This window comes from Cupriavidus sp. SS-3 (assembly GCF_035818815.1).
GTDB classification, from domain to species: Bacteria; Pseudomonadota; Gammaproteobacteria; order Burkholderiales; family Burkholderiaceae; genus Cupriavidus; species Cupriavidus taiwanensis_C.
This window is the reverse complement of sequence record NZ_JAYLVT010000001.1, coordinates 473,121-491,509: the sequence shown is the minus strand read 5'-3', so window position 1 is coordinate 491,509 and position 18,389 is coordinate 473,121. Positions and strand designations below refer to the sequence as shown.

The window sequence follows — 18,389 nt, the reverse complement described above, 5'->3', positions numbered from 1 at the left end:
AATGCTTGCCCCGGCTCCGGCCGGATTGGCGGCCGCGCTCCGGGGCGCCGGGCGTCCTGTTCCTTATGCCGCGCAATTCCTATACTGGATTGGCTCGCCCGCCAGTGCGCGGACGCGCCAGGCTGGCGCGGTATCTTTTTGCAAGCGGAGGCTCATCATGTACAGGCACCTCCTAGTACCGACCGACGGCTCCGCGCGCGCCGATGCCATGGTGGGCCGCGCGATGGCATTCGCCAGCCGCATCGGCGCCCGCGTGACCGGGTTGCATGTGCTGCCCGAGTACCACGTGCTGACCTACCGGCTCACCAGCCTGCAAGACACCAAGAGCAACTTCGCCGCCGAAGCCGCGCGCCACGCCGACACCTTCCTGGCCGCGCTCAGCCACAGCGCGGCACAGGCCGGCGTGCCCTGCGACACCATCACCGCCACCGACGACCATCCCTGGCAGGCCATCATCGCGTGCGCGCAGCAGCGCGAGTGCGACCTGATTGTGATGTCGTCGCATGGCAAGCGCGGGCTGCAGGCGCTGCTGATCGGCAGCGAGACGCACAAGGTGCTGACCCACAGCACGATCCCGGTGCTGGTGTTCCGCTGACGGGAGACAGCGCCACGGCGGGGTAGCGGGATAGCGGGGATAGCGGGCAACAGTGCGCGGCAACGCGCGATTCCAAACCATGCCAACTGCAAGGAGCGCAACCATGGCGATTCGACTGGGCGAGCAAGCCCCTGATTTCACCGCCGACACCACGGAAGGCCAGATCAGCTTCCATGAGTGGATCGGCGACGGCTGGGCCATCCTGTTCTCGCATCCCAAGGACTTCACGCCGGTGTGCACCACCGAGCTGGGCTACATGGCCCGGCTCAAGCCCGAGTTCGACAAGCGCAATACCAAGATCATCGGACTGAGCATCGATCCGGTGGGGGATCACCAGCGCTGGGTCAAGGACATCGAGGAAACGCAGGGCTGTACCGTCAACTACCCGATGATCGGCGATGCCGACCTGAAGGTGGCCAAGCTCTACGACATGATCCACCCGGAGGCCAGCGGCAGCGGTCCGCGCACCGCGGTGGACAACGCCACCATCCGTTCGGTGTTCATCATCGGCCCCGACAAGAAGGTGAAGGCGATGCTGGTGTACCCGATGAGCGCGGGACGCAATTTCGACGAGGTGCTGCGGCTGCTTGACTCGCTGCAGCTCAACGCCAAGCACACCGTGGCCACGCCGGTCAACTGGAAGCCGGGCGAGGACGTCATCATCCCGACCTCGGTCTCGGACGAGGAAGCCAGCAAGAAATACCCGCAGGGCTTCAAGACGCTGAAGCCCTACCTGCGCACGGTGGCCCAGCCCAAGTAGCGCAACGACGCAGGGAGGCGAGAACAGGGAGAGCGAGGAGCGGCGGCACCAGGGAGCGCGGCGGCGCGGAGCCCGCGCCGGGCCGCGGCTGGGGCTTCCCGGCCGGCATCGCGCGATGCCGGCCGGGAGGGCACCGGCGGCTCCGACTTGTCCACAGAAAATATCCACAGGAACAGTGGATATCCCCCCTCTTGACAACCGCGAAGGGCGCGCCCGTGCTGGAACGCGCTGGAGTGCCCGTTTTATAGGCAACCAACCGGCGTACGGGAATGGTTGCGGGCGCTTGCATTTTGTGCCTGCCGCTCATACCCGCGGCAGCGTGCCTATCGGGTCAGCACCGCGCGGATGGTGTCGGCCAGCTCCTTGGCCACGAACTTGGCCACATAGGCATCGGCCCCCACCTTGCGCACATGTTCTGCGCTGGCCTCGCCCGACAGTGATGAATGAATCACCACGGGCAGCGATTTCAGCCGGCTGTCGGCCTTGATCTTGCGGGTCAGCGTAAAGCCGTCCATCTCGGGCATTTCCAGGTCGGTCAGCACCAGCGCCACGTCGTCCTGGACCGGGCGGCCCTGGCTGGCGGCTTCGGTCGCGATGCGGTCCAGCAGTTCCCAGGCTTCCTTGCCGGACTTGGTCATCACCACCGGCGCGCCCAGGGCCTTAAGGCCCTGCTCGATCAGCCCGCGCGCCAGCGCGGAGTCGTCGGCGGCGATCACCCTGGCGCCCGGCCGCAGCTGCAGCTGCGGCCCGACCTCGCCCGGATCCACGTCTGGCTGGCGCGTCGGCAGCACGTCGCGCAGGATCTGCTCGACGTCGAGCACCTGCACCAGGCGTGCCGCGTCCGCACTGCCCCCGGCGCCATCCGCGCCCCCTTCCAGCTTGGCGATGCTGGTCACATGGCCGGTGCGCACGCTGCCTTCGGCCGAATGCACCTGGTTCCATTCCAGCCGCACGATTTCCTCGACGGCCTCGACCGCGAAGCCCTGGGTCGAGCGGGCGTATTCCGTCACCAGCAGGATGCCCAGGCCGCCGCGCGGCTTGCAACCCACCAGCCGCGGCAGGTCGATCACCGGAATCACCTGGCCGCGGATATCGGCCATGCCCAGGATCGACGGGCCGGCACCGACCACGGTCGTCACCGGCGGCATCACCAGGATCTCGCGCACCTTGAAGACATTGATGCCGAACAGCTCCGACTGGCCGGAATGCTCCGCCTCGCCGAGCCGGAACAGCAGCAGCTCGAACTGGTTGTTGTTGGTGAGGTTAGTCCGTTCGTCGATGTCCCTCATGGAACTGCTCATGCGTTGCTCCCGTGCCGTGCGTGTGTGTGTTGCCGCCATCATTGTCATCTGCCCGCGGCCGCGGCGGATGGCGCACGGCAGGGTTCATGACTGGATATCGGCGAGCGGCATCGGGAGTTGAGTGGCGCAGCCAGCGCAAGTTCGGATTTCATCCTTGCATATCCGGATTGCTTCGTTCCTCCGGCACGGCGTCGTCCATATAGTGATTCCCAACTTGTCATAACACGCTATGTCGATCCGATGACCTCCCGGACCAACGCGGTACCCACCCTCGGCGCCACGGCATTGCCGGCCACCATGCCGATCCCGCTGCCGCTCTACACGCAGATCAAGGATGCCTTGCGCGCCCGCATCCTCGACGGCACCTATCCGCCGCACCACCAGATGCCGTCGGAGAGCGAGCTCGGCGAGAGCTTCCGCGCCAGCCGCATCACCGTGCGCCAGGCGCTGGGCGACCTGCAGAAAGAGGGCCTGATCTTCAGGATCCATGGCAAGGGCACCTTCGTCTCCAGGCCCCGCGCCTTCCAGAACGTGACTTCGCTGCAAGGCTTTGCCGAAGCGATGTCGAGCATGGGCTATGAGATCCTGAACCAGGTGCGCAGCTGCAAAAGCGTGCCCGCCAGCCGTCACGTTGCCGCGCAACTGGGTCTGCGCGAAGGCGACCCGGTGGTGGAGATCCGGCGCGTGCGCCTGCTCAACCGCGAACCGGTGTCGCTGGAGCTGACCTGGGTGCCGGAGGCCGTCGGCCGCCGCCTGCTCAATGCCGACCTCGCCACGCGCGACATCTTCCTGATCCTGGAAAACGACTGCGGCGTAAAGCTCGGCCATGCCGACCTGAGCGTCGACGCGATCCTCGCCGACGACGACCTGACCCGGGCGCTGCGCATCCAGGACGGTGCGCCGGTGCTGCGCATCGAACGCCTGACCCACGACGCGCAAGGCACGCCGATCGACTACGAGTTCCTCTACTTCCGCGGCGACGCGTTCCAGTACCGGCTGCGTGCAGACCGGCACAAGGCGGCGCCCGCCACCAACGTCAACCACACCGCAGGCCGCGCGCGGCCCCGCAAACCAGCCAGCAAGGGGAAGCCCTCCGCATGAACACCCTGACTCACGAATACGACATCGTTGTCGTCGGCGGCGGCACCGCCGGCCCGATGGCCGCGATCAAGGCCAAGGAACGCAATCCCGCGCTGCGCGTGCTGCTGCTCGACAAGGCGCACGTCAAGCGCAGCGGCGCCATCTCGATGGGCATGGACGGGCTCAACAACGCCGTGATCCCCGGCCACGCCACCCCCGAGCAGTACACGCGCGAGATCACCGTGGCCAACGACGGCATCGTCGACCAGTCCACCGTCTATGCCTACGCGCGCCACAGCTTCGCCACCATCGAGCAACTGGACCGCTGGGGCGTGCGGTTCGAGAAGGACGAGACCGGCGACTACGCAGTGAAAAAGGTCCATCACATGGGCTCTTACGTGCTGCCGATGCCGGAAGGACATAACGTCAAGAAGGTGTTGTACCGCCAGCTCAAGCGCGCGCGGGTGGAGATCACCAACCGCATCGTCGCCACGCGCGTGCTGACCGACGCCAGCGGCGCCGCCAGCGGCGTGATGGGCTTTGACTGCCGCACCGCGGACTTCCACGTGATCCGCGCCCGCGCCGTGATCCTGTGCTGCGGCGCCGCCGGCCGCCTGGGCCTGCCCGCGTCCGGCTACCTGATGGGCACCTACGAGAACCCCACCAATGCCGGCGACGGCTACGCCATGGCCTATCACGCCGGCGCGGCGCTGGCCAACCTGGAGTGCTTCCAGATCAATCCGCTGATCAAGGACTACAACGGGCCGGCCTGCGCCTACGTAACCGGCCCGCTGGGCGGCTATACCGCCAACGGCAAGGGCGAGCGCTTTATCGAATGCGACTACTGGAGCGGCCAGATGATGTGGGAGTTCTACCAGGAGTTGCAAGGCGGCAACGGCCCGGTGTTCCTGAAGCTGGACCACCTGGCCGAAGAAACCATCCAGACCATCGAGACCATCCTGCACACCAACGAACGCCCCAGCCGCGGACAGTTCCACGCCGGGCGCGGCACCGACTACCGCAAGCAGATGGTCGAGATGCATATCTCCGAGATCGGCTTCTGCAGCGGCCACAGTGCTTCCGGCGTGCATGTGAACGAGCGCGCCGAGACCACCGTGCCGGGCCTCTATGCCGCCGGCGACATGGCCGCGGTGCCTCACAACTACATGCTGGGCGCCTTCACCTATGGCTGGTTTGCCGGGCAGAACGCCGCCGATTACGTTGCGGGCCGCGCCCTGCCGGAAGCCGATGCGGCCCAGGTCGGGGCGGAGCGCGCGCGCGTGTTCGCACCGCTGGCCCGCGCGAGCGGCCTGCCGCCCGCGCAGGTGGAATACAAGCTGCGCCGCATGGTCAACGACTACCTGCAGCCGCCCAAGGTCACGCGCAAGATGGAAATCGGCCTGCAGCGCTTCGATGCCATCGCCGAGGACATCGGCCAGATCCGCGCCGCCAATCCGCACGAGCTGATGCGCGCGGTCGAGGTGATGGCGATCCGCGACTGCGCGGAGATGGCGGCACGTGCCTCGCTGTTTCGCACCGAGAGCCGCTGGGGCCTCTACCACCATCGCGTCGACTATCCGCAGCGCAATGACGCCGAATGGTTCTGCCATACGCACCTCAGCAAGGATCACGCCGGGCGCATGGTCAGCCACAAGCGCGAGATCGAACCGTACATCGTGCCGGTGGAAGGCGACGACGCCACCGCCTACCAGCGGCTGCGCGTCGGCCGCGGCCACGCTCCCGCCCCGGCCGCCACGGCCGCAATGTCCGGACCGGCCACCCTGGCTGCCGCCTGAAGGAACCCACGCCATGGCCTACACCCCGCATGAAATCACCCAGCGCAGCAGCGCACCCGTCACCATCGACGAAGACAAATGCATTGCCGACAAGGGCTGCACGGTCTGCGTCGATGTCTGCCCGATGGACCTGCTGGCTATCGACCTGGCCAAGGGCAAGGCCTATATGCAGTTCGACGAGTGCTGGTACTGCATGCCTTGCGAGAAGGATTGCCCGACGGGCGCGGTCCGGGTCGAGATCCCGTACCTGCTGCGTTGATGGCCCCGCTTCATGACCACAGCACCACAGAGATAACCCCATGAAAGCCTCCACCAGCCTCCACCTGTTCCTCGCGCTGGCCGCCGCCAGCCTGGGCGGCGCAGCCAGCGCCGAGACCATCCGTGTCGCCATCGGCACGCAGGACACCACCATCAACTGCGCCACCGGCGGCCTGCTGATTCGCGAACTGAAGCTGCTCGACAAATACCTGCCACGCACCGGCAAGTACAAGGACGTCACCTACGACGTGCAATGGAAGAACTTCACCTCCGGCCCGCCGCTGACCAACGAGATGGTGGCGGACAAGCTCGATCTCGGCGCCATGGCGGATTTCCCCGGCTCGCTCAATGCCGCGGCCTTCCAGAAGGCCGGCAAGAAGAGCCTGTTTATCGCGCCCCTGTCGGGCAATGCGATCGGCACCGGCAACGGCATCGTGGTCCCCACCGATTCCCCGGTCCAGTCGCTGGCGGAGCTCAAGGGCAAGACCATCTCGGTACCGTTCGGCTCGACCGCGCACGGCATGCTGCTGCGCGCGATCAAGCGCCAGGGCTGGGACCCGGACAAGGACGTGACGCTGGTGTCGCAGTCGCCCGAGGTCGGCGGCTCGGCGCTGCAGGCGCACAAGGTCGACGGCCATGCCAACTTCGTGCCGTTCCCCGAGTTGTTCGCCTTCCGCGGCTTTGCCCGCAAGATCTATGACGGCTCGCAGGCCGAGGCGCCCACCTTCCACGGCGCGCTGGTGAGCGCGGACTATGCGCAGAAGTATCCGGAGATCGTGGTGGCGTACCTGCGCGCCGCCATCGAGGCCGACCGGCTGATGGCGGCCGAGCCCGAGAAATACAGCGAACTGATTGCCAGGGTGACCGGCATCGACGCCGAGGTGGACTACCTGTTCCACGGCCCGCTCGGCCTGCAGAACCGCGACTACACCTGGAAGCCGGAATACCGCCAGGCGCTGCAGACCTCGATCGAGACGCTGAAGCTGCTCAAGCGTACCGATGCCGACCTGAGCGCCGACACCGTGATCGACGACCGCTACATCCGCGAAGCCTTCAGGCTCGAGGGCCTGGACTATGAGGCGCGCCTGAAGGCCTACGACAAGCAGCCCCTCGCCGCCAGGGACGCGGGCAGCGGCAAGCCCATCGCGGAACCGAAGCTGGCCGCGCAACTTTGGCTGCGCGGCGAGCCCAGGGTGCGCGCCTATGCCTCGCCGGCGGCAGCGTTCGCCGCGCTCAGGCAGGCTGCAAAGGAGGGCAGGCAGGCGCGCGTGCTGTATGTGCATGACCGCAATACCGGCCTGAAGCTGCTGGCGAACAAGGCGTGGTACGTGCAGGACGGCAAGGGACAGGTCAGCGCCTTCCTGCTCAAGGGCTCCGCCGATGGCTGGGCCAAGGCCAATGGTGGCAATGTGCGCGACTTCGCCGCGGTCAGCGGCGCAGCCGTTGCCGTCGCCAGCAACTGACGCGGAGCGCAGCGATGACCGCAATCACGCTTGAAGCCGGGGCGCCCCCGGTGGCGCCGGCCGCGCCGGGCGCGGCACGCGAGCGGCTGGCGCGCTGGCTGGTGCGCCTGGCCGCGCTGGCGGCCTGCATCGTGCTGTGGCAACTGGCTTCGTCGCACCGGGCCCATCTTGGCATTGTCACGTTCGCCAACGTGCCGGCGCCCAGCGACGTGGTGCCCGCGGCCTGGCAGTTGCTGCAGTCGCCCAAGCTGGTGCTGCACCTGGGCAACAGCCTTTACCGCGTGTTTGCCGGCTTCGGCACGGCGGCCGTGGCGGGCATCGTGCTCGGCATGGCAATCGGCCGCTCGCGCTGGCTGGAAGACCTGCTGCTGCCGCCGCTGGAGGTGCTGCGCCCGATCCCGGGCGTGGCGTGGATTCCGCTGGCAATCCTGATGTTCCCCTCGTCGGAGCTGAGCATGATCTTCATCACCTTTATCGGGGCGCTCTTTCCGATCCTGCTCAACACCATCCACGGCGTGGAGCGTACCGATCCCCGCCTGATCGCCACGGCGCGCAGCCTGGGCGCGCGCCGCTGGACGCTCTTCCCCGAAGTGCTGCTGCCGGCGGCGCTGCCCAGCATTGTCACGGGCCTTGCGATCGGCATGGGCACGTCCTGGTTCTGCCTGGTCACCGCCGAGATGATCGCGGGCCAGTACGGCATTGGCTACTACACGTGGGAGGCCTACAACCTGCAGAACTATGCCGACATCGTCGTCGGCATGCTGCTGATCGGCGCCTTCGGCATGGGCAGCAGCGCACTGATCAAGCGAACCGGCGCGTGGCTGATGCCATGGACCCGCCTGCAGCAGGTGCGTGCATGACGAGCCAACCGATCCGCGCGGGCCGCTTGCAGGTGCGCGGCCTGGACGTGGCGCTGGGCCACGGCGAGTCCGGCTTTACCGCCGTGCACCAGCTTTCCATCGACATTCCCGCGGGGCAGTTCGTCTGCATCCTGGGGCCGTCGGGCTGCGGCAAATCCACGCTGCTGGGCGCTATCGCCGGCCACCTGCCGGCGGCGGCGGGCGAGATCCTGCTCGACGGGGCGCCCGTGCGCGACCCCGCCCCGGAGCGCGGGCTGGTGTTCCAGCAGCACTCGCTGTTCCCGTGGAAGCGCGTGCTCGACAACGTCGGCTTCGGCCTGAAGATGCAGGGCGTTGCCGCCGCCGCGCGCAAGCGCGAGGCGCAGGCCCTGCTGGACCTGGTCGGGCTGGGCAGTTTCGCGCGGCGATATCCGGCCGAGCTCTCGGGCGGCATGCAGCAGCGCGTGGAGATCGCGCGCGTGCTGATCAACCGGCCGCGCGTGCTGCTGATGGACGAGCCCTTCGGCGCGCTCGACGCGCAGACCCGCGCCCACATGCAGGCGCTGCTGCTCGACATCTGGACGCAGGTGCGCACCACCGTGGTCTTTGTCACCCATGACATCGACGAGGCGTTGTTTCTCGCAGACCGGGTGCTGGTGATGTCGCAGCGGCCCGGACGCATCCTGGAAGACATCGCCATCCCCTTCGAGCGGCCCCGCCGCGCCGAGCTGATGACCGATGACGATTTCATCCGGCTCAAGCGCCGCTGCCGCGACCTGCTCCATGACCACACCCAGGCCGGCGCGCTCGCGACTGCCGCCTGACTGCCATATCGACCCGACTGCCATCCATGCCGCACGATTGCGCTTTGCCTGACCCCTCCCTGCCTGACCTCGATCCCGCCATCCGCGCGCTGGCGCTGCGCCTGGCCGACCCCGACCCCGCCGTGCGCCGCGTGGCCGTGCTGCAACTAGCCGACCTGGAGGACGAGGACGGCGTGCCGCTGCTGCTGCAGCGGCTGCAATCCGACCCCGCCGAGACCGTGCGCGCCGAAGCCGCGCGCACGCTGGCCAGCTGGGAACAGGCAGAGGTCGTGCCGGCCCTGGCCGCCGCCCTGGCCGATCCCGGCCGCGAAGTGGCGGACGCCGCGGCGCAAGGGCTGTCAGAACTGAAAGACCCCGCTTCCGGCGCCGCCCTGCTGCCGTGGGTCACGCACCAAGACCCCTTTGTCCGCGCGGCCGCGTGGCGCGGCCTGCGCGAGTTGCGCCATGCGCCAGGCTTCGATGCGGCCATGGCCGCGCTGTCCGATGCGGCCGCGCCGGTGCGGCGCGAAGCCGTGGCCGTGCTGGGCTGGCTCAAGCGCAACGAAGCCTTGCCGGCGCTGGCCCGGGCCGCCACCGGCGACACCGACACCGACGTACGGCGCGCCGCCGCCGGGGCCCTTGGCCTGGCAGCCGACCCGTCGGCATGCGACGCCTTGCTTGCGGCCCTGCGCGACAGGGCCTGGCAGGTGCGGGAAGAAGCTGCGCGGACCATGGGAAAACTGAAATTCCCCGACGCCGTGCGCCCGTTGATCGAGGCGCTGGAAGACCCCTACTGGCAAGTCCGCCTGCAGGCCGCCAGGGCCCTCGGCAAGCTGCGCGATCGCGCCGCGACGGCGCCGCTGACAGTGCAACTGACCCACGCCATCAGCAACCTGCGCAAGGAGGCCGCGCTGTCGCTGGGCAACCTGCAGGATACGGCGGCGCTTCCGGCCCTGACCGTTGCGGCGGACGATGCCGATCCGGAGGTACGCAAGGCCGCGCGCATCGCGCTGGCGCAGATCGGCTCGCCGCCGGGACCGGCATGAGCAGCGGCATGGTCATCCCCACGCGCCTGGAGCTGTCGCGCAGCGAAGGCGCGCTGCGCATCTGCTGGCCGGACGGACAGCGCCAGTCGCTGGACCCGGCCCGATTGCGCGCGGCATGCCGCTGCGCCGCCTGCCGCGGCAAGCCGGCTGAGGGCGGCATGCACGACCTGCAAATCGTCGCCCTCGGGGACATGGGCTACGGCGTGCAGATCGTGTTCAGCGACGGGCACGACCGCGGCATCTACCCATGGCAGTACCTGCAGGCGCTATAGCCGGGTTTCACCCGCCTGCCAGCGCCTGCAGGATATGCACCTCGTCGGTCTCCTGCAACGGCGCATCCAGCCGCATCAGCTGTGCGCGATTGACGAAGACGCGGATATACGGCCGCAGCTTGCCCTGCTCGTCGACGATGCGAAAACGCATGCCGGGAAACTGGCGGTCGAGGTCGTCGAGCAACTCGGCAATGCTGGCGCCGTGGCCCTCGACATATTCGCGCTGTCCGGTATAGGAAAACAGCGGCGTCGCGATACGGACCTGCATGTTAAATCCTCCGGCGCGGTGGCCGGCGCTCAGGCCGGACGCGCCACGCTGACCGCGTAGATCTGCGGCAGGTTGCGGGCGATGCATTGCCAGGCCTCGCCTTCGTCCGCGCTGGCCCACAGCTCGCCGCCGGTGGTGCCGAAGTACACGCCCACCGGAGCATGGCCGTCGGTGGCCATGGCCTGCCGCTTGACCGTGAACCAGCCCTGTTCGGCGGGCAGGCCGCGGTCCTGGCGCTGCCAGGTCTCGCCGCCATCGCGCGTGACATAGGCGGCGGGCCGGCCGCCCGGGCTCACGCGCGGCCACACGTCGCTGCCATCCATCGGGAACACCCACACCGTGCGCGGGTCGCGGCGGTGCGCCACGATCGGGAAGCCGATATCGCCGACTTCGGCCGGCATCGCCTCGCCGATCCGCTTCCACACGCCTTCGCGGCGGTCCATCCGGTAGATGCCGCAATGGTTCTGCTGGTACAGGATGTCCGGATTGGCGGGATGCTGCAGCACGCAGTGCGGGTCCTGGCCGTACTCCGGGTTGGGGTCCGGCAGGAAATTGGCGATGCTGCCGCGGTTCAGCGGCTTCCAGTCGGCGCCGGCGTCGGTGCTCTCGAACACGCCGCCGCTGGACATGCCGATATACAGGTGGCGCGCATCACGCGGATCGACCAGCACGGAATGCAGCTTGGGACCGTCGGGGGTGCCGTCCTGCTCGCCGCCGGTCCAGGCGCGCCACATCGGATGATCGTTGAAGCCGCGCACCGGCTCCCAGGTCGCGCCATGGTCAGCACTGCGGAACAGCCCCTGTGGCGAGGTGCCGGCGTACCAGGTGCCGGGCTCGCTGGCATGGCCGGGGGTGAGCCAGAACACGTGGTCGACCACGCGGCCGCTCTCGCCCTCGGGCACCTTGTCGAACGCGGGCGGGCGGGCCGCCTCGGTCCAGTTGCGGCCGCCGTCGGCGGAGCGGAACACGGTCGGGCCGAGGTGGCCGGTGCGGGCCGCCATCAGCAGGCGCGACGGGTCGCGCGGGTCCTGCACGATGTGGTGGATGGTATGGCCAAGGAAGGTCGGACCGTCGATCTGCCAGCCGCGGCGCGTGGCGTCGCTGGTCAGGAACCAGGCGCCCTTGGTGGTGGCCACCAGCAGCCGGACCGGGCCGGTGTCCGTTTCGGGGGTGGGGGAAGTCGTCATCTTGGCTCCTGCAAGAAGGCCGGGTGAACGATGTTTCCGAGTCTAGTACATGTAGACAGTGTTCACAATGAACGATGGCGACAGCCCATCCCCGCGCGCTGTCAGCCGCCCGCGGGCGTTCGAAGTAGAACGGAGTTCACGGCGGAAGCCGGCGACTTGGCTGGACATTCCCGATGAAGTGTGGCATAAGCAATGTTCCTTCGCACCCTCGCGCCCCCACCCTCCATGCCTTGCTTCGCCCGTTTCGCCACCCTGAACCGCCCGGCCCAGCCGGCGGCAGGCGTGCGCGCGCGCGCCGCGCAGCAAGGCCTTGCCCCTGACCTGGCCAGGCACTTCCCCGCCTGCAACCCGGTCCGCCGCGCCGTGCTTTTCCTGGCCGTGCGGGCAGTTCGAGGCGCCACCCTCCAGCCCTGAGCTTTCCCGCACGGCCCATGTCGCGGATGCCATCCGGCACCCGCTCGATCATGCAGCCAGGAGAAAGCCAGACATGTCACCGCTCTACCGCCATACCTTCTGCGCCATGGTGGCGCTCGCCGCGCTCTACCTGCTCCTCAATTCCTGAGCGGGCGAGACTGCCATGGCGAATTTCCATGCCCTGCGCCTGCCGGCGCCGGCGCTGCCGCGCGCGCTCGAACTGCGCATCGACGTTGAACTGGCCCCCGCCGAGATCGAGCGCGAACTCGATGCCCTGCATGGCCGCATCGGCCGGCCGGGCGATCGCCTCCATGCGATGCCCGCCCTGCCGGCGGGCGCGCCCGGCCTGCGCCTGCGCTACCGCGAGGCGGACGGCGAGTACTACGTGTATGTGGAAGACGTGATGCAGCGCCGGTTGGCCGGTTATACCGTCTTCAACCGGCTGATCGAAGTCGGCCGCCGGGCCGATCCGTGGGTGCGGGCGCCGCATAGCAAGTTTGCGCCCGCTTTCCAGCGCCGGGGGCTGGCGCGGGCGCTCTATCGATGGGCGCTGGACGGCGGGCTATGCCTGCTGAGCGGCGCGCGGCAGTCTGCGGGCGCCCACGCGCTATGGCAGGCACTGGCCTCCGATTACGCCATGGGCTATGTGGATTTGCGCAGCAAGACGCTGACGTGGCTCGGCGATGACGTCGATGCCGCCACGCGCGACGGCCTGCATACGCGCATGCTGCTGCTCGGGCGCGGCTGGACGCTGGAGGCGTTCATGGCCCGCACCGGCATGTACTGACGCGGCGCGCGGGACTTTACAGCCAGCGGATCGGCGCAGCCTCGCGGGCATTGGCGGCGTACAGCGCCCAGCCCTGCGCAAAGTAGGCGCGCACGCGCGCGGCCAGCGACTGGCCGCCGCCCATGCGGGCGTAATAGGCGACATCGCGCGCCGGCTCCGCGGCGCCAGGCTGCGCGGACTTCGGCTGGGCGGGCTGGCGATAGAGGGTGTCGGCGAGTGCTTGCATGGCGATTCTTCCTTTCCGGTTGGGAAACAGGTTTAGCGTCTCGTGAAGCACTTCTGGCCGGGATTCGGCCCGGATCTCGAGACGATTCAGGGTTATCCCTAGTATAGAGAAGTCGACCGCCGGGCATCCGGGTCATTCCCTATAGGCCGTATATGCGGCGCCTGATAATGGCAGCGGCCGAAAACGCCACCTGAAGCGCCCTCACCGCCAAGAGATACTCACGCATCACATTCGATATTCTCCGTCGCACATGCCGCGCATTGAGCGCCGGTGATGATGGCCGGCGCCGCCTCACCTAGCCTTCAGCCTTGCCCGGATCACGCCCACAGAAGGCACCGACAAGCGGCACACCGATAACAGCGGGGTTGGCCAGGATTTCCGCCTCCAGCCCAGACCAGAACCACGTGAGACCGTCTGACGACGTTCCGCACGACGGACGTTGCAGCGCCCGCAAGGAGACAGCCCATCATGATCGAACAACCCTATCCGTCGTCCGCGGCGGAGGCCGATCCCGCACGCCCCCACGCCCCCAATGTGCCGGAAGTCAAAGGCCGGCTCGATGCCTTCTTCGAGATCACCGCGCGCGGCAGCACGCAGCGCCAGGAAGTGGTGGCCGGCGTCACCACCTTCATGGCGATGGTCTACGCCGTCTTCGTCGTGCCGGGCATGCTGGGCAAGGCTGGCTTCGATACCAGCGCGGTCTTCGTCGCGGTGTGCCTGACCACGGCCTTCGGCTCGCTGCTGATGGGCCTGTGGGCCAAGCTGCCGATCGCCATCGGCTGCGCCATCTCGCTGACCGCGTTCATGGCCTTTGGCCTGGTGCTGGGCCAGGGCCTGTCGCCGGCGGTGGCGCTCGGCGCGGTGTTCCTGATGGGCCTGATCTTCACCGCGATCTCGGTCACCGGCGTGCGCTCCTGGATCCTGCGCAACCTGCCGGCCGGCGTCGCGCACGGCACCGGCATCGGCATCGGCCTGTTCCTGCTGCTGATCGCCTCGAATGAAGTCGGGCTGGTGGTCAAGAACACGCATGCCGGCCTGCCGGTGGCGCTGGGCAAGATCACCTCGTTCCCGGTGGTGATGTCGGTGCTGGGCCTGGCCGCAATTTTCGGGCTCGAGCGCCGCAAGGTGCCGGGCGGGATCCTGCTGGTCATCATCGCCATCTCGGCGCTGGGCCTGGCCTTCGATCCGGCGGTGAAGTTCACCGGCGTGTTCGCGCTGCCGTCGCTGAGCGCACCGGGCCACGAGTCGCTGATCGGCGCCATGGACGTGCGCGGCGCGCTCACCGCCGCCGTGCTGCCGAGCGTGCTGGCACTGGTGATGACCGCGGTGTTCGACGCCACCGGCACCATCCGCGCGGTCGCCGGGCAGGCCGGGCAGCTCAATGCCGCCGGCCATATCCACAACGGCGGGCGCGCGCTGACCGCGGACTCGGTCAGCTCGATCTTCTCGGGCATGTTCGGCGGCGCCCCGGCCGCGGCCTATATCGAGTCGACCGTCGGCGTCGCCGCCGGCGCCAAGACCGGCCTGACCGCGGTGGTGGTGGGCCTGCTGTTCGTGGCGGTGATGTTCTTCTCGCCGCTGGCCGCGCTGGTGCCGTCCTACGCCACCGCGCCCGCGCTGATGTACGTCGGCCTGCTGATGCTGTCGAGCGTCAGCCGCCTGCACATGGATGACCTGGTCGATGCACTGGCCGGCCTGGTCTGCGCCGTGTTCATCGTGCTGACCTGCAATATCGTGACCGGCATCATGCTCGGCTTCTGCACCCTGGTGGTGGGCCGCATGGTGGCCGGCGAATGGCGCAAGCTCAATCTCGGCACCGTGGCCATCGCGGTGGTGCTGGCTGCGTTCTACGCCGGCGGCTGGGCGATCTGACCACGCTGCGCATGAGCGCGTCCCGGACGTTGCCGGGACGCTGACAACCAGATGTCTCCTCCACCGCGATCCAGGTGGATTTCAAGCCCGGGCTTCCTGCTTTCCCGGGCTGTTTTTTTTGGCCCGGGCCCGGCGCGATGGCGCGTTCACTGCGACGCCTGCATTGCCGCCACATCCATGTACACCAGCTCCCAGACATGGCCGTCGAGGTCCTGGAAGCCGTGGCCATACATAAAGCCCAGATCCATTGGCGGCTTGTAGGTATTGCCCCCCGCCAGCACCGCGGCATTGACCATTTCATCGACGCGGGCGCGGGTTTCCATCGACAGGCAAACCAGCACTTCGGTGGCTTTGCGCGCATCGCAGATGTCATTGGGCGAGAAGCTGCGGAACTTGGCTTCAGTGAGCAGCATCACAAAAATGTTCTCGCCGACGATCATGCAGGTCGCGGTATCGTCGGTAAATTGCGGATTGAAGGAAAAGCCCAGCTGGGTAAAGAAGGCAATCGACTTTTGCAGGTCGCGCACGGGTAAATTGACAAAGATCTGCTGACTCATGGGGGGCTCCGGTAGTCGTGGCGTGGCACTGCGCGGGGCGCAGACAAACAGTCTAGGCGCTAAAGCCGGGCGGCGCGCGTATTTCGATTGGCCCGGAATGAGGGCAAGAAAATGGAAACCCGCACTGCAAAACGACCATTGGCTGGGGCAATGTCGCAGCCATGGAAGCGGCAATGGTTCCTGCATTCGGCGAGACAATGATGCCGACCAGCGCCCCGACAATCTGTCCGTGCAATCTGCGTTATTTTTTGTAAAATTTTTTCAGGTGCCCTGACACCTGAATTTCTAGTACCATGCAGCGGCCTAATTGCAGAAAGGGGATATAAATGGCGACATACAAGCAACTCCTGGCTGAGAAGGAAGCGCTGGAAGCCAAGCTGAATGAAGTGCGCGCGAACGAAGTGGCGGGCGTGATCGATAAAATCCGCGAACTGATGACCGAATATGGCCTGACCGCGGAAGACATCCTGCCGCGGCGCAAGCGCGGCCGTCCCGCCGGCAGCAGCGCGCGCAAGACTGCCGCCGCCCTGCCCCCCAAGTACATGGACCCCAAGACCGGCAAGACCTGGTCGGGCCGCGGCCGGGCGCCGGCCTGGCTGGGCAAGCGTCCGGAGCGCTTCCTGATCGAGCAGTAAGCCAGCCCTGCCGTCGGGGCTCAGCGGGCCGCGCCGGTTGCCCGCTGCCCCGCCAACCCGTCCGCAGCCGGGGGGCCCGGACGGGTTTCACAACGCCTGGCAGACATAATCCTTTCGCAGCGCCCTGAAACCCTGCTGCGTCGGCTCGGCCGTCAGGCGCGCGCCGCCGTCGGCCAGCGGCTGCAGGCGCAGGATTCGCGCCGAACACTGGCTGGCGGTCTCGTCCCGCTGGTAGCGGATCTCGTACTGCGCGCCGGCCACCGGCACGAACGACACGCCCGCGGCGCAGCGCATCTCGGGCAGCGGCGGCGCAGCCGCCGACGTCACCGCCACATAGATGCGCCGGCCCGCCTCGACCAGTCGCTCACGCGTGCGCGCGGCCGGCTCCGGCGAACGCCCGGCCATGTCCAGGCCGCGCTCCCTTCCCATCGCCGACAACTGCCTGCCCATCCCCGCCAGCACCAGCGGCCGGGCCGGATCCGGGCATCTGGCCGGATCGACGACGGTGAACGAGGTGTTTTCATCGGTGCTGGTCATCAGCCGCACGCTGGCGGACGGCGCACCGGCAGGTACCCGGTATTGCGCCACGCAGCCCGACAGCGTCACGGCGGCGGCAAGCAGCGGCAACACGGCAAGGCGGGGCGGGAAGGCGAACGACCGGTCATGGCGCATGGCAGCGGGCAGGTTGACTCGCGAAAGGGGGATGCCGGGCCTGGTGCAGCGTTGGCGGCACGATGATGCGAAATGGCGCATGGATGCGACCCGATCGCGCCGAGGCCGACCCCCACCGCCGGTGGCCGCCGGCGCCGCAGGAGCCCCGCCATGCAGTCAAACCGGCCCAGCATACCCGCTTCCGACGTCCGCCGGCAGCCGCACAAACCCATGTTGAAAACTTCGACGTGATATCCACAGAATCTGTGGATATCCTGCCGTGACCTGTCCGAAAACCCCGGTCTGTGCGCCACCGCACCGGACTGCCCAAAATTTAAGCAACGGGTTGCAGCGACCCGCCAGGCCAGCAGCGGCGCGGCCCTCCCTGTCGCCTGGCATCCAGGGATGCCTTCCTGAGCGTCCGTTAAGCTGCCTGGCACACACTTCCGGCCGCCCCGCGCCCTTGAAGGGGCCATCGTCACCGCGTAATCTCTTTCGTACCGGGGGCTGCACGGGCGCAATTGCGCCACCTTGCCAGCCAGAAAACGACGATGCCACAACAAGAGCCTATCCAGGCCGGGCCGTTGCCTCGTGACCTGCTGCACGCGCTGCGTGAAGGCGGTTACGACGTATCGGCACTCGCGCCTGCCCCGGAATCCGACTCCGACTCCTGCGACCACCAACCCGCCGCGCATGCGGCCGACCCGCAACAGGCCATCCACCTGCTGCTGGCCGTCTATCACGCCACCGGCGACCCCGCCATCGGACTGTGGCTGGGCAGCCGGATGCCGCCCGACCTGCTCGGCCTGGCCGGCCTGCCCGCGATGGCCGGCCCGTCATTGGGCACCGCCCTGCGGCGCATCGCGCGCTACCAAAAGCTGCTGGCCGGCGATCGTGTCGAGCTGCGCCGCCAGGGCGACGAAGCCTGGGTCTGCATCCGCCCGAGCGATCCCGAGGCGCCCGACAGCCGGCCGCGCATCGACATGGAGCTGTGCTCGCTGCTGGCCTTCGGCCGGCGCTTCACGCGCAAGCCGCTGCATCCGCTGCGGGTGTCGCTGCGCATTGGCCAGCCGGCCTGGCACCTGCGCTATACCGAGGCCTTCGACTGCCCGGTGCGCTTTGGCGAGCCCGAAGACGCGATCGTGTTCGGCCGCCGCGACCTGGCGCTGCGGCTGATGGCGCGCGACCGCTCCAGCCCGGCGGCGCCCGCCGCCAGCCGCGACCTGCGGCCCGCCGCGGCATCGCTGGGCGATGTGCGCAGCGCCCTGCAGCAGCTGGCCGGCGATCGCGCCCTGAGCCTGGCCGCGGTGGCGCGCCACCTCGACATCAGCGAGCGCACCTTGCAGCGCCGGCTGATGGCCGCCGGCACCAGCTTCCGCACGCTGTGCGAAGACGCGCGGCGCGACCTGGCCGGCCACTACCTGAGCGAAGGCGCGATGTCGCTCGGCGAGATCGCGTTCCGGCTCGGCTTCGACGATGCCAACTCGTTCTTCCGCGCGTTCCGCCGCTGGACCGGCATGACGCCGGGCGACTACCGGCGCCACGCCACGGCCGCGCCGCAGCCGGCGGCGTAGCGCGG

Annotated in this window: 20 protein-coding genes; 14 read left to right on the top strand and 6 right to left on the bottom strand. The window is 68.2% G+C overall.

Features of this window, described 5'->3' with window-relative positions; all coding sequences use genetic code 11:
• The first annotated feature begins 157 nt into the window (after positions 1–157).
• The gene (locus tag U9J39_RS02230; RefSeq protein ID WP_116313969.1) at positions 158–595 is read left to right on the top strand and encodes a universal stress protein; all 438 of its coding nucleotides are present in this window, start codon (positions 158–160) and stop codon (positions 593–595) included.
• Between the two features lie 103 nt (positions 596–698).
• Positions 699–1,355, top strand: coding sequence for a peroxiredoxin (locus U9J39_RS02225; RefSeq protein WP_062803652.1), 657 nt, complete (start codon positions 699–701; stop codon positions 1,353–1,355).
• Positions 1,356–1,678: 323 nt separating this feature from the next.
• Here U9J39_RS02225 and U9J39_RS02220 read toward each other — a convergent pair whose 3' ends face one another.
• Positions 1,679–2,656: a chemotaxis protein gene (locus U9J39_RS02220; RefSeq protein ID WP_326346416.1), complete on the bottom strand. Its 978-nt coding sequence runs from the start codon at positions 2,654–2,656 to the stop codon at positions 1,679–1,681.
• Positions 2,657–2,953: 297 nt separating this feature from the next.
• Between U9J39_RS02220 and U9J39_RS02215 the strand changes: the two genes are divergently transcribed.
• The 8 genes from U9J39_RS02215 to U9J39_RS02180 are packed head-to-tail and all read left to right on the top strand — an operon-like array spanning position 2,954 to position 10,213.
• Entirely contained in the window at positions 2,954–3,757 is an 804-nt protein-coding gene (locus tag U9J39_RS02215; protein ID WP_115714306.1) for a GntR family transcriptional regulator, read from the top strand.
• On the top strand, positions 3,754–5,532 hold the full coding sequence (locus U9J39_RS02210; protein ID WP_326346415.1) for a fumarate reductase/succinate dehydrogenase flavoprotein subunit: 1,779 nt from the start codon (positions 3,754–3,756) through the stop codon (positions 5,530–5,532). Before U9J39_RS02215 ends, U9J39_RS02210 begins: the two co-directional genes overlap by 4 nt.
• A 13-nt stretch (positions 5,533–5,545) precedes the next feature.
• On the top strand, positions 5,546–5,791 hold the full coding sequence (locus tag U9J39_RS02205) for a 4Fe-4S dicluster domain-containing protein (RefSeq protein WP_115682390.1): 246 nt from the start codon (positions 5,546–5,548) through the stop codon (positions 5,789–5,791).
• 40 nt (positions 5,792–5,831) lie between these two features.
• The gene (locus U9J39_RS02200; RefSeq protein WP_116313966.1) at positions 5,832–7,253 is read left to right on the top strand and encodes an ABC transporter substrate-binding protein; all 1,422 of its coding nucleotides are present in this window, start codon (positions 5,832–5,834) and stop codon (positions 7,251–7,253) included.
• Between the two features lie 14 nt (positions 7,254–7,267).
• Positions 7,268–8,113 carry an ABC transporter permease gene (locus U9J39_RS02195; protein ID WP_116313965.1) on the top strand — a complete coding sequence of 282 codons (846 nt, stop codon included), beginning with the start codon at positions 7,268–7,270 and terminating at the stop codon, positions 8,111–8,113.
• Positions 8,110–8,916: an ABC transporter ATP-binding protein gene (locus U9J39_RS02190; protein ID WP_116313964.1), complete on the top strand. Its 807-nt coding sequence runs from the start codon at positions 8,110–8,112 to the stop codon at positions 8,914–8,916. The genes U9J39_RS02195 and U9J39_RS02190 overlap by 4 nt, the downstream gene beginning before the upstream one ends.
• Before the next feature lie 26 nt (positions 8,917–8,942).
• Complete coding sequence (locus tag U9J39_RS02185) at positions 8,943–9,941, top strand: HEAT repeat domain-containing protein (RefSeq protein ID WP_326346414.1); 999 nt, start codon at positions 8,943–8,945, stop codon at positions 9,939–9,941.
• Between the two features lie 8 nt (positions 9,942–9,949).
• A complete protein-coding gene (locus tag U9J39_RS02180) occupies positions 9,950–10,213 on the top strand; it encodes a gamma-butyrobetaine hydroxylase-like domain-containing protein (protein ID WP_240987780.1) in 264 nt (87 codons plus the stop codon).
• Between the two features lie 7 nt (positions 10,214–10,220).
• On the opposite strand, the gene U9J39_RS02175 is transcribed toward U9J39_RS02180, so the two are convergent.
• Entirely contained in the window at positions 10,221–10,481 is a 261-nt protein-coding gene (locus U9J39_RS02175; RefSeq protein ID WP_115713946.1) for a MoaD/ThiS family protein, read from the bottom strand.
• Positions 10,482–10,510: 29 nt separating this feature from the next.
• On the bottom strand, positions 10,511–11,668 hold the full coding sequence (locus U9J39_RS02170) for a glycosyl hydrolase (RefSeq protein WP_326346413.1): 1,158 nt from the start codon (positions 11,666–11,668) through the stop codon (positions 10,511–10,513).
• A 577-nt stretch (positions 11,669–12,245) separates the two neighbouring features.
• Between U9J39_RS02170 and U9J39_RS02165 the strand changes: the two genes are divergently transcribed.
• Positions 12,246–12,869: an N-acetyltransferase gene (locus U9J39_RS02165; protein ID WP_116313961.1), complete on the top strand. Its 624-nt coding sequence runs from the start codon at positions 12,246–12,248 to the stop codon at positions 12,867–12,869.
• Positions 12,870–12,885: 16 nt separating this feature from the next.
• Here U9J39_RS02165 and U9J39_RS02160 read toward each other — a convergent pair whose 3' ends face one another.
• Entirely contained in the window at positions 12,886–13,095 is a 210-nt protein-coding gene (locus U9J39_RS02160) for a hypothetical protein (protein ID WP_115713949.1), read from the bottom strand.
• Between the two features lie 468 nt (positions 13,096–13,563).
• Between U9J39_RS02160 and U9J39_RS02155 the strand changes: the two genes are divergently transcribed.
• A complete protein-coding gene (locus U9J39_RS02155; RefSeq protein WP_326346412.1) occupies positions 13,564–14,967 on the top strand; it encodes an NCS2 family permease in 1,404 nt (467 codons plus the stop codon).
• A 146-nt stretch (positions 14,968–15,113) separates the two neighbouring features.
• On the opposite strand, the gene U9J39_RS02150 is transcribed toward U9J39_RS02155, so the two are convergent.
• Positions 15,114–15,524, bottom strand: a complete 411-nt coding sequence (locus U9J39_RS02150) for a VOC family protein (RefSeq protein WP_115682378.1) — start codon at positions 15,522–15,524, stop codon at positions 15,114–15,116.
• A 326-nt stretch (positions 15,525–15,850) separates the two neighbouring features.
• Here U9J39_RS02150 and U9J39_RS02145 point away from each other — a divergent pair, with 326 nt between their 5' ends.
• Positions 15,851–16,159, top strand: coding sequence for an H-NS histone family protein (locus U9J39_RS02145; RefSeq protein WP_111516681.1), 309 nt, complete (start codon positions 15,851–15,853; stop codon positions 16,157–16,159).
• Between the two features lie 87 nt (positions 16,160–16,246).
• Here U9J39_RS02145 and U9J39_RS02140 read toward each other — a convergent pair whose 3' ends face one another.
• Positions 16,247–16,831, bottom strand: a complete 585-nt coding sequence (locus U9J39_RS02140) for a hypothetical protein (protein ID WP_115713952.1) — start codon at positions 16,829–16,831, stop codon at positions 16,247–16,249.
• Between the two features lie 530 nt (positions 16,832–17,361).
• On the opposite strand from U9J39_RS02140, the gene U9J39_RS02135 reads away from it, so the two are divergent.
• Positions 17,362–18,384 carry an AraC family transcriptional regulator gene (locus tag U9J39_RS02135; protein ID WP_326346411.1) on the top strand — a complete coding sequence of 341 codons (1,023 nt, stop codon included), beginning with the start codon at positions 17,362–17,364 and terminating at the stop codon, positions 18,382–18,384.
• Positions 18,385–18,389: the final 5 nt, after the last annotated feature.